We start from the raw sequence: 12,667 nt of genomic DNA on the forward strand, positions 1-12,667 counted from the left end.
CCCATTCAGGGAAGGGCACATCATGAGCCGCATCATTGCAGGGGCCGCCGGTGGAATCAGCCTCAAGTCTGTTCCCGGGAACGCGACCCGGCCCACAACCGACCGGGTTAAGGAGGCCTTGTTCTCACGCCTGGAAAGCTGGGATGTCTTGCAGTCCTCGCGCGTATTGGATCTGTTCGCCGGCTCCGGGGCATTGGGCTGCGAGGCAGCCAGCCGCGGGGCTCGCAACGTCCTCCTGGTTGAAAAAGCGCCCAAGGCAGCGGTGGTGTGTCAGCAAAACGCCGGAACCATTAACCGCGTCCTAAAAGCCGAAACCATTCACGTGCACCGAGGCAGTGTCGATACGGTGCTGGAAGGTTTCTTTGATAACCAAACCGGGAATCCTAGCCGCACCTTTGACCTAGTGTTCTTGGACCCACCGTATCCCTTGACGGATGACGAACTGGCGCAGACCTTGCAGAAAGTCACCCGAGTTTTGGCTGATGATGCAACCGTAGTGGTAGAGCGATCGAGCCGTTCTTCTGCGCCTCGGTGGCCCGAGGCGCTAGCGCCCTTAGCCGATAAAAAATACGGGGAGACCCATCTATGGTTTGCCGAACCGATCTAGGTCGGTTCCACTGAGTACTTCCGAAGGATGAGGCCCCGCAGCCTTCCATTCCTCGACGGTGGAGGAATTCACCGACCGATTTGTGGCGCTAAGTACGAGGTTTCCTGGATATCTCCGGCTGAACATTTCGGTCGGGGCGCTGACGGCAACGAAGTTGAAATTGGCTCGCGCGGCCGCAACCTGACTGTCCGTGAAGCGCAGCGGTGGGTCATCTCCGATGTTGACGAACAGTACGCCACAGGGGGAGAGGCAGGAAGCCAACAGCCCATAGTAGTCCGGGGTGGTGAGATGTTCGGGGGCGTCCGGTCCGCTGAAGATGTCCAGGACGATGACCTCGTAGGTCTCGTTAGCCAACTCTGAAGTCAACACGTTGCGCGCATCTGCGGTGATCGTGTTTAGCTGTGTTCCTGCCGGCAGGGGCAATTCGCGAAGGACGAAGTCCACAAGTTCTCGTTCGAGGTCCACGGCGACTTGTGTGCTGCCCGGGTACTGTTGTCCCGCCCACCGTGCCAGAGTCAGGGCACCCGCTCCCAAATGCAACAAACGAAGAGGCCCGGCTGTTGGATGGAGGACTTTCACGTGGTTGGCAATACGAGCCAGGTACTCGTAGGCGATCTTGCTCGGGTGATCCATGTTGACATGAGACTGCGGGGCATCACCGATGGAGAGCACCTTGGCGCCGGCAATCAATGGATCCGTCTCGATAACGGCATGGGCTTGACGGATACTCAGCCACTGGGAGGGATGATGTGCTGCCACAACTCAACCCAGTTTTGTTTGCAGCGAATTCAAGCGCTCAATAGCCAACTGAAGCACTTCAGGACGTTTGCAGAACGCGAAGCGCAACAACGTCGAGCTACGTTCATCATGGGTGTTCTTGCAGAACACCGAGAGTGGAATGGCAGCCACGCCCGCTCTCTCGGGCAGGAGACGGGCGGTATTTACCGCGTCCGATAATCCAAGCGGTGCAATGTCCGTTACGAGGAAGTAGGTGCCCTGGGGACGCAGGACCGTCATACCCGCAGCTTCCAGGCCATCGGCCAGCTGCTCCATCCGAGCAGCTAGACCTGAAGCGAAATCAGCGAAGTAGCTGGCGGGCAGTTGCAAGGCTTGGGCAACCGCTTGCTGAAATGCTGGCCCTGAAGAGTAAGTCAAAAATTGTTTGACTGTCCTGACAGCATCGATGAGGTGCTCAGGGCCGGTGACCCAGCCAACCTTCCACCCCGTGAAAGAGAAGGTCTTGCCTGCCGAGGAGATGGTGATGCTTCGTTCAAATCCTCCGGGGAGGGAAGCAATGGGGGTATGGGCGACCCCAAAGGTCAGGTGTTCATAGACTTCATCCGAAATGACCAGACAGTCATGCCGGTGGGCCAATTCGATAATGCGTTGTAGAACGTTGGGACTGAAGACGGCGCCGGTGGGATTGTGGGGGTTATTGAGGATGATCAATCGTGTGCGGTCGTTGATCACGGATGCTAGCTCATCCAGATCGGGTTGGAAATCAGGCTGGCGCAGCGGCACGACGCGGTGAACTCCATTAGCCAACCCAATCGTGGCCCCGTACGAGTCATAGAAGGGCTCGAAAGTGACCACTTCGTCGCCGGGTTCCGTAAAGGCAAGGACGGAAGCCGCGATGGCTTCCGTCGCACCAGTAGTTATTACCACCTGGTTTCCGGGATCCACCGCGAGACCGTAGAACCGGTGCTGGTGCTCGGCAACTGCTTCACGCAATGCTGGAACACCACCACCCGGAGCGTACTGATTCGCACCGTCCGCGATTGCTTGGATGGCGATGTCGCGGATTTCTTGCGGGCCCTCGGTATCGGGGAAACCCTGACCGAGGTTAACCGCCCCATGTTTGGATGCAAGCGCGGTGATCTCTTCAAAAATGGTGCGGCCCATCTGGCCACGGGCATCAACCAGATTCGCGCCAAGGGCGGTTCGCAACCATGGGCTAGGTGTCGTCATGGGAACCATTATGCGCGGCTCTGGAACGGAATTCACACTTGTCGCGTCTTGTCTTGTTACACGCCACTAACTGAGGCTTCGGCGTTGCCTGCCGGATTCTTGATAGATTCAGACTATGCGTCGAGCCGTCTGCCCCGGATCTTTTGATCCCATCCATAATGGTCATGTAGAGATCATCGCGCGTGCCGCGAGTCTTTTTGACGAGGTAATCGTTGCCGTCTCGACGAATTATTCTAAGAAATACCTGTTCAGTGAGGAAGAACGCGTGGCCATGGTCGACGAGACTCTCGGTGGCCTGAGAGGGGTATCTGCGATGCCTATGGGCAACGGTTTGCTTGCCGATTTCTGTAAAGAACATGGAGCGGAGGCCATAGTCAAAGGGCTGCGCAGCACTGTTGACTACGCGTACGAAATCCCGATGGCAACGATGAACCGGCACCTGACCGGAGTTGAAACGGTCTTCCTGCAGGCGGACACCCGGTATACCCATTTATCTTCCTCATTGCTCAAGGAAGTCTCGGCGTTGGGTGGAAACGTTTCAGAGTATTTTCCCCGAGCAGTTATGAAGCGGATTGCAAAGCTCTGAGTCTCCCGCAGCGTCTGGGAGCGGCAAACGCACAGGCTGCTATATTGCAGTTTCATCAACTAACAGATTGGTAGGTCTCATAGTATGAATTCTCAGCGCCGGATAACTAAAGCGGTAATACCAGCGGCCGGATTAGGAACGCGTTTCCTGCCGGCAACTAAGGCCATGCCAAAGGAAATGCTCCCTGTGGTAGATCGCCCTGCTATCCAATATGTGGTGGCTGAAGCAGTGAACGCTGGATTGAATGATGTCTTGATGATTACCGGACGTAGCAAACGTGCTCTCGAGGATCACTTTGACCGTGTTCCGGCTCTGGAGCAGACGCTGGAAGACAAGGGAGACATAGCTAAGCTTCGCAGCGTTCAAGAAGCTACGGCACTGGGAGACATCCACTACGTGCGCCAAACCGATCCGAAGGGTCTTGGGCACGCAGTGCTATGCGCGAAGAAGCATGTTGGCAACGAACCATTCGCCGTTCTTCTGGGCGACGATCTCATCGATGAGCGCGATGAGGTTCTTAACACGATGATCGAGGTTCAAGAGCGTACTGGTGGCTCGGTTATCGCACTGATGGAAGTCGATCCAAAAAACATCAGCGCATACGGGTGCGCAGATGTCACCGAGATTGACGGGGAGAGCTACGTTAAGGTCAACGGACTGGTTGAAAAACCAGCAGTGGAGGAAGCGCCTAGCAATCTGGCTGTCATCGGGCGTTACCTCCTCCACCCGCGCGTTTTCGAGGTTCTGGAGCACACGCAACCAGGGCGTGGCAACGAGATTCAGCTGACTGATGCGCTCCAGGAACTTGCCGCCGCCGATGGTGATGGTGCAGGCGTATACGCGGTGGTGTTCCGCGGTCGCCGTTACGACACGGGTGATAAGTTGAGCTACCTGCAGGCGATCATCTCTTTGGCTGTAGAGCACGACGAACTGGGCGACGGACTGAAGCCGTGGCTTCGGGAGTTCGCTGCGAATATGGAGAACTAGGATCTTGGAGGGGCTACTCAGCATAATCACATTTATGTTGAGTAGCCTTTTCATTTGCGGCAACGAGAGTGAAAAGTATAGTAGCTTCGCTGTGAGCAAGAAACAGCCGACAAGCGGAGTATTGGATGTCCCATAAGAGCAAGGGTGGATCTACGGAAGTTGCTTCACGTAGCGTCCGATTCGGCATCGCACGTCGTCGTCGGCGTAGAGTGCGGGCGATTGTTCTTTCTGTTGTGAGCCTGGTGCTGGTGGCGGCGCTCGGTGCAGGCTACTATCTGTTCAACCTCAGCCATAAGTTCAATTCGCAGAAAAGCACAGTTTCGATTGATTTCACGCCTGAGGAGGAAGAAGCTCGTCCAGTTAAGGATCCTGAGGACGGCTCAATGAATATTTTGCTGCTGGGCGTGGATCACAGTGACGAAGCTGACGCTGGCGCGAATTCTCTTACCGAAGCGGCCGGTCAACGCAGCGATTCAATGATGCTGGTGCATATCCCGGAAACCCGGGATGAAGTCTTCGTCATGTCATTGGTCCGCGATACTTGGATTGAGATTCCGGGCCACGGAATGAATAAGCTCAACTCTGCGATATCCCTGGGCGGTGTCCCACTACTCATGCAGACGCTGGAAGGAACTTTTGATACGAAGATCGATCACGTCGCGATGATCGATTTTGAGGGATTCAGGGAGCTGAGCACTGCGCTAGGCGGAGTCACCGTTGATAACGACATCGCATTTACCGCTAACGATACTGATTACTACTACCCTGAAGGTTCAATTACCCTAGAAGGGGATCGGGCTCTTAGGTTTGTGCGCGAACGCAAATCCTTCACCGATGGCGATTACCAACGTGTACGGAACCAAAGGAAGTTTATTTCGGCAGCGGTCGATCAGATGTTGGCACCCGGAGTACTGACCAATCCGGCCAAGGTGTATGACCTGGTAGACAAGGTTTCTCCGTATCTGACCTTTGATGAATCTTTTGACGCTGCGACAATGGTCGGCCTAGGCATGCAACTTAAGAATGTGGGTGCAGAAGATCTTAAAATGTTCACAATGCCCACCGCTGGAAGCTCAATCAGCCCTGATGGACAGTCAATAGAGTTAGCGAACGAGAAAGCAATCTCTCAGATCCGCGAGGCGCTACGAACCGATAAAATGAGCGAGTACCTGGCTAAGAACCCGCCCCCCGATTAATATCGAACGTTAGTGCGAGATGAGTCACTAACGGAACTCAGAGGTGATTGCGCGTCTAGATGGCGCTATCAACTAGACTTTGAGCTGTCCTAATTGACTTTACGATTAGATCTTTACGCGTTGCAAGAGGAATCGAACGAACATGACAGTTGCCGAGGTCGCCGAACAGCATGGTTTGCACCGGGTAGGCGCTCGCCCATCGCTGGGCAACTATCTCAAGCAGACTTGGGAGCGGCGTACCTTTATTTATGAACTTGCGAAGGCACGCGTCCAATCCCAAAATGAGCGCAATCGTTTGGGTATGGTATGGGTTGTCCTCAAGCCAACCTTGAACGCTCTCATGTATGGATTCATTTTCGGAGTTCTGCAGGGAGGTAGTCGCCCTGCTGATTTCCCCATTTACGTAGTAATTGGCGTCTTCCTTTTCGAGTTCTTCAGCTCGTCTATGACCGGAGGAGCAAAGTCAATCACCGGCAACACTGCGCTCGTGCAGTCGCTTTCATTTCCTCGAATGTCGTTGCCCGTCGCGCAGGTTACTCAGAACTTCCTAACTCTGATGCCGATGCTCGTAGTAATGTTCCTGTATGCGGTGATTTTGGGATCGATGCCTAAGTGGAGCTGGTTCGCAATCGTCCCGATAGTTCTGCTCTTTACTGTCTTTAACATGGGTATTGCTTTCATCTGCGCGCGAATCACTGTTCACATTAGGGACTTCACCAATATCCTTCCACTGATCGGTCGCGTTCTCTTCTACACTTCTGGCGTTCTCTTCAGTGTTGATCGACTCCTGGGATCGTGGCCGTGGATGATCTCTGTCTTTGAGTATCACCCGATCTATCAGACGCTAACACTCGCCCGCTCGCTAATCATGGACAGCGTTCCGTATGAGCCCCGAGCATGGTTTGTTATCGCAGCGTGGGCGATCGGAACTCTAATATTTGGTCTCATCTTCTTCTGGAAAGCCGAGGAGCGTTACGGCCGTGTCAATTAGTTTCGATGACCTAATCAATCCGCAACTGCACCCCGAATATCAACCCGAACCTGTTTTCTCAGATGCCACGACGTTTGAGGCCAGTGAAGGGCAAGAAAAGGAGGAGCAGTCCTCCCTGGAGATCGATCCCAACCGAAACCCTGTCGTAATTGTAGACAACCTACACGTCAAGTATCAGGTCTACTCCAGCGGAAAGTCTGTGGGAAATGCCGGAGCACGTCGTCTTCTACAGACAAAGATGAGGGGACTGCGCACCGTTCACGCTCTAAAGGGGATATCGTTCGTCGCGTACGAGAACGAATCGATCGGCATTATCGGGACCAACGGGTCTGGAAAGTCCACACTTCTGCGAGCTATTACAGGATTGACTCCGCCATCTTCAGGAGCGGTGTATGCGACGTCGCGGCCGAATCTGCTAGGTGTAGGTGCTGCGTTGATTCCCGACCTTTCAGGCGATAAGAACATCACCCTCGGTGGGCTGGCACTTGGTTATGACAGACCAAAAGTGGAAGAAATGCGTGAGGACATCACTAAGTTTGCAGAGCTAGAAGAATTCATCGATCTGCCAATGCGAACTTATTCGTCTGGCATGAGTGCGCGTCTGAAATTCGCCATTGCAGCTTCCAAACAGCACGATATTTTGATTGTTGATGAAGCATTAGCTGTAGGAGATGCCAAATTCCGCAAACGCAGTGAGGCCAAAATCCGGGAAATGCGCGAGAACGCAGGAACGATCTTTCTGGTTTCCCACTCGATGGGATCGATCCGGCAAACTTGCAATCGTGTGATCTGGATTGAAAAGGGCGTGCAGAAAATGGACGGTGACCCGAATACCGTCATCAAGGCGTACGAGAAATTCAAGAAGTAGCGTATGACTAATTTTCCAGGTGTTTCATACGTCATGCCTGTGCTCAATGAGGCCAATTATTTAGTAGATGCCGTTGGTTCAATTCTTGACCAGAGCTACCCAGGGGCAAAGGAACTGATTATTGCTCTAGGGCCAAGTGTGGACGGAACCAACGAGGTCGCTCAGCGCCTTGCGGAGACAGACGAGCGTATCGTTCTCGTGCAAAATCCGGAGGGGCGAACGCCAATTGCCTTGAATCTGGCGATACGAGCCTCGAGCTATCCGGTCATCATTCGCGTCGATGCCCACAGTGAGTTGCCGGAGCATTACACGCGTCGAGGGGTCGAGACACTATTCCGGGTCCAGGCACACGATGTAGGAGGGTTGATGGACGCTCGCGGCAGAACCCCGCTACAACGCGCCATTGCGGCTGCCTATAATTCACGCTTTGGTTTTGGTGGGGCCGCGTACCATTCCGGTGCGCCCGAAGGTCCAGCCGAGTCTGCGTATCTCGGAATCTTTCGGCGCGAAGTTTTCGACGAAGTGGGTTTTTACGATGAGTCCATGCTACGAGCTCAAGATTGGGAGCTCTGCCACCGAATCAGGGAAGCGGGCTACAGAGTTTGGTTCGATCCGGAGCTGAAAGTAGGTTATTATCCGCGTGACACTTTCCGTGCTCTGGTTTCCCAGTCATTTGCCTCCGGTACCTGGAGAGCGGAAATTGCTCGCCGATACCGCGATGGAAAATCATTGCGTCATGTAATACCGCCGCTGATGGTAGTCGGTGTAACCGCTGGCGTCGTCGCAAACTTAATGCGGCCCTTGGTCAAAAGATCGGGGCCGTCCAGCGCGAGGCGTTTTTTGAACTTGGTTTCTGCTGCTCCCTATGTTTACGGAGGACTAGCTGTATGTGAGGGAATGCGAGGCCAGGCCCCAAGAACGAGTGAAAGGCTTCTCACAGGGGCGGTATTCCCGGCCATTCACTTTCCCTGGGCTCTTGGGTATGTGCGCGGACTGCTTCTCGGTGCGGGAAAGACTGTTGATAGAGGCAGAGTGAACCATGGACGTTGAGCGACCAAAGAATCCAACGCTCGAGCAACTGCGCGAGATTTGTCAGCCGCCTGAGGTCCGCTCGCGGCGGAATGCTGAACATTGGACCGCCGAACTGTACCTTCGGCATGTCTCCATCTATCTAACCGCTGTTTTAGTGCGCACTCGAATTACGGCCAACGGAGTCACCGGCCTGATGATTCTCGCTGGGTGGAGCATGTCATTGGCGCTCCTGATCCCCGGCATATGGGGGCCGGTTTTGGCACTCTTGCTGTCGCAGTTGCAGCTTTACTTTGATTGCTCGGATGGTGAGGTAGCCCGTTGGAGATCGAGTCAGTCTCCCAAAGGCATCTTTATTGACATGGTCGGCCATCACACTACCGAAGCCTTCATTCCCCTTGCGTTAGGGTATCGAGCATTCCGGGAACTTTCTGCTAATGGAACGACGATCTCCCAGGCGTGGCCCACTCTATTCATGGCAGCGTGTTTGGCCGTACTACTCGTATTGAACCGCTCTCAATCGTTGATGGTTCATGCCGCACGTGGAATGGCTGGGTTAGGCAAGCTGCCTGATACCGCTGAAGCGCGAGCGGTACCGACAACCAGTCTCATCGGTCGGCTGCGTGCCATGGCCAAATTTCTCCCTTTTCATAAGCTATTGCACGCTGTGGAGCTTAGCTTGATAATACTCTTTAGCGCCGTGGTGTCAGCCTTTCTCGGCCAACCGGGGTTGGGGGAGAAATGGGTGATTTGGATCCTTCTGCCAGCCACATTCCTAGTGAACATTGGGCACTTCATCTCTTCAATGGCGTCTTCACGCCTTAAGTAGAAAAGCCTAAAACAACTAAGAGTCGTGAGGGGAACGTGATGCATGCAGTGCCACCGTCGGTGGGGGTAGTTATTCTGACTATGGGGAGGAGACCAGCCGAATTACAGCGTGCACTCAACTCTCTTCTTAGCCAGAAAGGCGTAAATATCGATGCGGTGGTGGTGGGAAATGGATGGGACCCTGAAAGAATCCCCGCCTCGATCAGGACTCTTTTCCTTCCAGAGAATCTGGGAATTCCGGCCGGACGTAACGCCGGTGTACCGATGGTCTCAGGCGAATTCCTATGCTTCCTTGATGATGATTCCTGGTTCCTTGAAGATAATTTTCTAACCTCAGCCATTGAACGATTCCGCCTCCATCCGGGCATGGGGCTACTACAGCCTAGAATCACCGACCCAGAACGTGACGATGATCCTACACGTTGGATTCCGCGCTTGAACAAGCGATCTGCTGAAGTACCGAGCAAGGTATTCCACGTCGGAGAAACGTGCCTGGTTATGCCCCGCGAGGTTTTCGAAGAAACCGGAGGATGGGCGGGTGGCTTCTGGTACGCCCACGAGGGCATCGAATTAGCATGGCGTGTTTGGGACACGGGTAGATACGCGTGGTATGCGGGCGATATGAGAATCGGGCATCCCGTGGTCGATCCTCGGAGACACGACGAATTTTACCGCCTGAACGCGCGCAACCGCGTCTGGCTGGCGCGCCGCAACCTGCCCCTGCCGTTCCGCTGGCTGTACACCGTGGACTGGGCAATGGTGGAATGTCTACGGCTCCGTCGGAACAAGTCGGCTGTGCGCCAGTACCTCTCCGGTTGGAAGGCTGGTTGGAAGGGCAGCCCCTGGTACCAGCAGCCGCGCCGGAAAATCCGCTGGGCCACGATCCTGCGCATGAGCCTGGCCGGTCGCCCACCGCTCATCTGATTTAGCGTTTGCGAGCGCACCGACTAGATTGGGAGAATCAGCCGCGATGCCTGAAAGGCGAACCTAAAATGAAAACCGTATTAACTTACGGGACCTTCGACCTGTTCCACATCGGCCACTTAAACATGCTCAAACGGCTGAAGGAAAAAGGCGAACGGCTCATTGTGGGAGTCTCCACCGACGAGTTCAACGCCCTAAAAGGCAAACGACCAATCGTGCCCTTCGAGCAGCGTATCGAGATCGTACGCTCCATCCGTTACGTCGACGAGGCCATCCCTGAAATGACCTGGGGTCAAAAGCGCAGCGATATCGCCAAATACGACGTGAACGTCTTCGGTATCGGCGAGGACTGGAAGGGCCGCTTCGACGACCTTGAGGATCTAGTGGAGGTCTTCTACCTGCCACGCACTTCGGGGATATCCACCACTGAGATGAAGCGCGTGCTCAGCGAGTTTGATGAACGCCATGTGGAGTCGCTAAAGAACACCCTTGATACGCTGAGCCAGATCGTCAAGGAGCTGAGCTAGCCGTGCTGAGGTTGACGGGATCCATTCATCCCACGGCGGTTGCATCCGATCAGGACTAGAACAGGTAGGTACTCGAAATGCTAGCAGGATGGCGGGGCAAGATCGGGCGCAACCTTCCCGAACCGCTGGTACGCCGCATGCTTGAGGCAACGCTGAAGGCCCCGTCCGGTGACGTGCCTTACACCATCGCGCAGTTGCGCAAGGATGCCGAGCGTGCCTCTACGCGCATCGCCGCCGACCTGGGCATCGCATTCGACCGAGCGGGACCGGGCTTGCCGTTCACCATTCACTCGGGTCACTGGGAACGCCTGCGCGACGCCCTGCGGTCCACCGGGCTGGTGGTTCAGAAGCTCCACCACGCCCACTCGAACGCCGCGGCGGCGGCCTGGAGTGTCAGCGTCGCTACCGCGCCGACCGGGGGCGTTGCCGATTTGCGCGGATGCGGGGCGGTTTGGCAAGCGTTCCCTGGAGGCCTGGAGGCGCTGGTGGACGCGCAGGATTTCACCGGGACGGTGGACGCGGTCTACACCTGGGTGGATGCCAACGACCCCGTCTGGAACAGTGCTTACCAGGCCCAATTACGCGCCGCGGGCCGTCCCGCCGGAGACAGCGCGGTAAACCGGGCACGATTTGCCTCCCGTGACGAACTGCGCTACTCGCTGCGTTCCCTTGAGATGAACCTGCCTTGGATCGATAAGATCTACCTAGTCACCGCTGGTCAACGCCCCGCTTGGCTGGCCGAGGAGCACCCCCGGCTAACCGTCGTGGATCATCGAGAAATCTTCAGCAATCCTGACCGATGCCTGCCTACGTTTAACTCGCACGCCATCGAATCGCAGCTACCGAATATCCCGGGACTCAGTGAGCACTTCCTGTACGTAAATGATGACGTGTTCTTCGGGCGGTATCTGCACCCCAACACGTTCTTCGGTCCTGCAGGGCAGGCTAAGTACTGCCTCACTAAGGGACACTTCGCACAGGCCGAGAACCCCGGACTGCCGATCAATCAGGCTGCTGCCAATAACCGCGAAGTCATCCTGGAGCGCTTCAGCCGCACCGCCTCCCGCAAGTTCCAGCATGTTGCGCACCCGCAGCGCTTAACGGTCCACCGTCGCATCCACGAAGACCTCGGACCGAGAATCGCGGAGATCGCCACGCATCGTTTCCGGTCCGCGACCGACCTATCTATTCCCTCCTCGCTCGCACACCAGTACGCCGCCCGCCTGGGCATGGGTTACCCCACCTCGGTTCAATACCAGTATGTGGACCTCGGGTCGGATCGCTTTCATCTGGACATGCTACGTCTTGCACGCAACATCGATCTGGATATGTTCTGTATAAACGAAGTTCTATCAACCGTCGATGAAAATCAGCGTTCACAGGTCGTGGATGAGTTTATGAGTACGCGGTTCCCGGTGTCTTCGTCGTTCGAGAAGTAGTTTTTAGAGATTTAGCGATGAATTTTCTCTTTACCATTTACTTTTTGATAGCGAAAGTCAATATACTCGCTTCTCCAGCCGCCGGAAGAAACAGCGCATAAGATAGAACCTGAGTAGGCGTTTGCTTACCGGTGCCATAGCTGGTTCGCCCTGTCTGCGACGAACTGATGGCGTTCACGACCGTCCTCGTCGATGACGACGCAGTGGTCGTCGTGAACGGCGGGGCCGGGCATCGTGCCGTTCTTGCCGCGCTTCTTCCCGAACACGCTCCACCAGCCATTCGACGAGGCAATCCGCCACGTGCTTTGGTCTGACATTACTTCGCTATACTCAACGCGGGCCTCGTCAGCCAGGAGCCGGTACCCGAACTCGAGGTCCTCGCGATGCGCGTCGAACAACACGTTTGCACGGTACGCCTCGTCGAGTTCGCGCCGCGTGATGGGATTCTTCTTCCAGCGGTAATACGGCTGGCGGGCGAGCTTGAGTACCCGGCACGACACCGCGACGGGGATTGCGTCTTCGGCGAGCTCGGTCACGAGCGGGTACATCATTTTCCCCGCAGATGAGCCTGTGACAGATACGCCCTCGCGCGGCGCAGGACTTCTACCTCTTGCTCGAGGAGCCGGTTGGGTTTGCGCAGCTCGCGCAGTTCCGCGGACTCTGACGTCTGGCCAGGCTGCTCGCCCGACTCGATGCGGGCCTCTTACAGCCATTTGC

Annotated in this window: 14 protein-coding genes; 11 read left to right on the forward strand and 3 right to left on the reverse strand. The window is 55.6% G+C overall.

Translation table 11 applies throughout. The annotated features are described in order from the left end of the window. The first annotated feature begins 22 nt into the window (after positions 1-22). On the forward strand, positions 23-607 hold the full coding sequence (gene rsmD / locus GcLGCM259_RS06355) for a 16S rRNA (guanine(966)-N(2))-methyltransferase RsmD (RefSeq protein ID WP_138926098.1): 585 nt from the start codon (positions 23-25) through the stop codon (positions 605-607). Here the strand turns inward: rsmD and GcLGCM259_RS06360 are convergent. After that, positions 584-1,366: a spermidine synthase gene (locus GcLGCM259_RS06360; RefSeq protein WP_138926099.1), complete on the reverse strand. Its 783-nt coding sequence runs from the start codon at positions 1,364-1,366 to the stop codon at positions 584-586. The two genes, rsmD and GcLGCM259_RS06360, sit on opposite strands and share 24 nt — an antisense overlap. A 3-nt stretch (positions 1,367-1,369) precedes the next feature. Next, entirely contained in the window at positions 1,370-2,575 is a 1,206-nt protein-coding gene (locus GcLGCM259_RS06365) for an aminotransferase class I/II-fold pyridoxal phosphate-dependent enzyme (protein WP_138926100.1), read from the reverse strand. Positions 2,576-2,690: 115 nt separating this feature from the next. On the opposite strand from GcLGCM259_RS06365, the gene coaD reads away from it, so the two are divergent. From coaD to GcLGCM259_RS06415, 10 genes are all read left to right on the forward strand, one after another. Continuing rightward, complete coding sequence (coaD, locus tag GcLGCM259_RS06370; protein ID WP_138926101.1) at positions 2,691-3,161, forward strand: pantetheine-phosphate adenylyltransferase; 471 nt, start codon at positions 2,691-2,693, stop codon at positions 3,159-3,161. 84 nt (positions 3,162-3,245) lie between these two features. Further along, the gene (gene galU / locus GcLGCM259_RS06375; RefSeq protein WP_054820471.1) at positions 3,246-4,148 is read left to right on the forward strand and encodes a UTP--glucose-1-phosphate uridylyltransferase GalU; all 903 of its coding nucleotides are present in this window, start codon (positions 3,246-3,248) and stop codon (positions 4,146-4,148) included. A 125-nt stretch (positions 4,149-4,273) separates the two neighbouring features. Then, positions 4,274-5,344: an LCP family protein gene (locus GcLGCM259_RS06380; protein WP_138926102.1), complete on the forward strand. Its 1,071-nt coding sequence runs from the start codon at positions 4,274-4,276 to the stop codon at positions 5,342-5,344. A 142-nt stretch (positions 5,345-5,486) separates the two neighbouring features. After that, the gene (locus tag GcLGCM259_RS06385) at positions 5,487-6,335 is read left to right on the forward strand and encodes an ABC transporter permease (protein ID WP_054820473.1); all 849 of its coding nucleotides are present in this window, start codon (positions 5,487-5,489) and stop codon (positions 6,333-6,335) included. Next, positions 6,325-7,203: an ABC transporter ATP-binding protein gene (locus GcLGCM259_RS06390; protein WP_246049812.1), complete on the forward strand. Its 879-nt coding sequence runs from the start codon at positions 6,325-6,327 to the stop codon at positions 7,201-7,203. The genes GcLGCM259_RS06385 and GcLGCM259_RS06390 overlap by 11 nt, the downstream gene beginning before the upstream one ends. 3 nt (positions 7,204-7,206) lie before the next feature. Beyond that, positions 7,207-8,253: a glycosyltransferase family 2 protein gene (locus tag GcLGCM259_RS06395; RefSeq protein ID WP_138926103.1), complete on the forward strand. Its 1,047-nt coding sequence runs from the start codon at positions 7,207-7,209 to the stop codon at positions 8,251-8,253. After that, entirely contained in the window at positions 8,243-9,061 is an 819-nt protein-coding gene (locus GcLGCM259_RS06400) for a CDP-alcohol phosphatidyltransferase family protein (protein WP_138926104.1), read from the forward strand. The genes GcLGCM259_RS06395 and GcLGCM259_RS06400 overlap by 11 nt, the downstream gene beginning before the upstream one ends. A gap of 38 nt (positions 9,062-9,099) precedes the next feature. Next, positions 9,100-9,984, forward strand: coding sequence for a glycosyltransferase family 2 protein (locus tag GcLGCM259_RS06405; protein ID WP_138178374.1), 885 nt, complete (start codon positions 9,100-9,102; stop codon positions 9,982-9,984). 68 nt (positions 9,985-10,052) lie between these two features. Then, the gene (locus GcLGCM259_RS06410) at positions 10,053-10,511 is read left to right on the forward strand and encodes an FAD synthase family protein (protein WP_054820475.1); all 459 of its coding nucleotides are present in this window, start codon (positions 10,053-10,055) and stop codon (positions 10,509-10,511) included. 77 nt (positions 10,512-10,588) lie between these two features. Further along, on the forward strand, positions 10,589-11,950 hold the full coding sequence (locus GcLGCM259_RS06415) for a stealth family protein (RefSeq protein WP_138926105.1): 1,362 nt from the start codon (positions 10,589-10,591) through the stop codon (positions 11,948-11,950). 125 nt (positions 11,951-12,075) lie between these two features. On the opposite strand, the gene GcLGCM259_RS06420 is transcribed toward GcLGCM259_RS06415, so the two are convergent. Beyond that, positions 12,076-12,486, reverse strand: a complete 411-nt coding sequence (locus GcLGCM259_RS06420) for a hypothetical protein (protein WP_175419350.1) — start codon at positions 12,484-12,486, stop codon at positions 12,076-12,078. Between the last annotated feature and the right edge of the window lie 181 nt (positions 12,487-12,667).

Origin of the sequence: Glutamicibacter creatinolyticus (assembly GCF_006094275.1) — a bacterium.
Classification (GTDB): domain Bacteria; phylum Actinomycetota; class Actinomycetes; order Actinomycetales; family Micrococcaceae; genus Glutamicibacter; species Glutamicibacter creatinolyticus.

What these genes read in the sequence shown, in the direction of transcription:
- rsmD (WP_138926098.1), top strand. Translation starts at nt 23, where the DNA reads ATGAGCCGCATCATTGCAGGGGCCGCCGGTGGAATCAGCCTCAAGTCT.
- GcLGCM259_RS06365 (WP_138926100.1), bottom strand. Translation starts at nt 2,575, where the DNA reads ATGACGACACCTAGCCCATGGTTGCGAACCGCCCTTGGCGCGAATCTG.
- coaD (WP_138926101.1), top strand. Translation starts at nt 2,691, where the DNA reads ATGCGTCGAGCCGTCTGCCCCGGATCTTTTGATCCCATCCATAATGGT.
- galU (WP_054820471.1), top strand. Translation starts at nt 3,246, where the DNA reads ATGAATTCTCAGCGCCGGATAACTAAAGCGGTAATACCAGCGGCCGGA.
- GcLGCM259_RS06380 (WP_138926102.1), top strand. Translation starts at nt 4,274, where the DNA reads ATGTCCCATAAGAGCAAGGGTGGATCTACGGAAGTTGCTTCACGTAGC.
- GcLGCM259_RS06385 (WP_054820473.1), top strand. Translation starts at nt 5,487, where the DNA reads ATGACAGTTGCCGAGGTCGCCGAACAGCATGGTTTGCACCGGGTAGGC.
- GcLGCM259_RS06395 (WP_138926103.1), top strand. Translation starts at nt 7,207, where the DNA reads ATGACTAATTTTCCAGGTGTTTCATACGTCATGCCTGTGCTCAATGAG.
- GcLGCM259_RS06400 (WP_138926104.1), top strand. Translation starts at nt 8,243, where the DNA reads ATGGACGTTGAGCGACCAAAGAATCCAACGCTCGAGCAACTGCGCGAG.
- GcLGCM259_RS06405 (WP_138178374.1), top strand. Translation starts at nt 9,100, where the DNA reads ATGCATGCAGTGCCACCGTCGGTGGGGGTAGTTATTCTGACTATGGGG.
- GcLGCM259_RS06410 (WP_054820475.1), top strand. Translation starts at nt 10,053, where the DNA reads ATGAAAACCGTATTAACTTACGGGACCTTCGACCTGTTCCACATCGGC.
- GcLGCM259_RS06415 (WP_138926105.1), top strand. Translation starts at nt 10,589, where the DNA reads ATGCTAGCAGGATGGCGGGGCAAGATCGGGCGCAACCTTCCCGAACCG.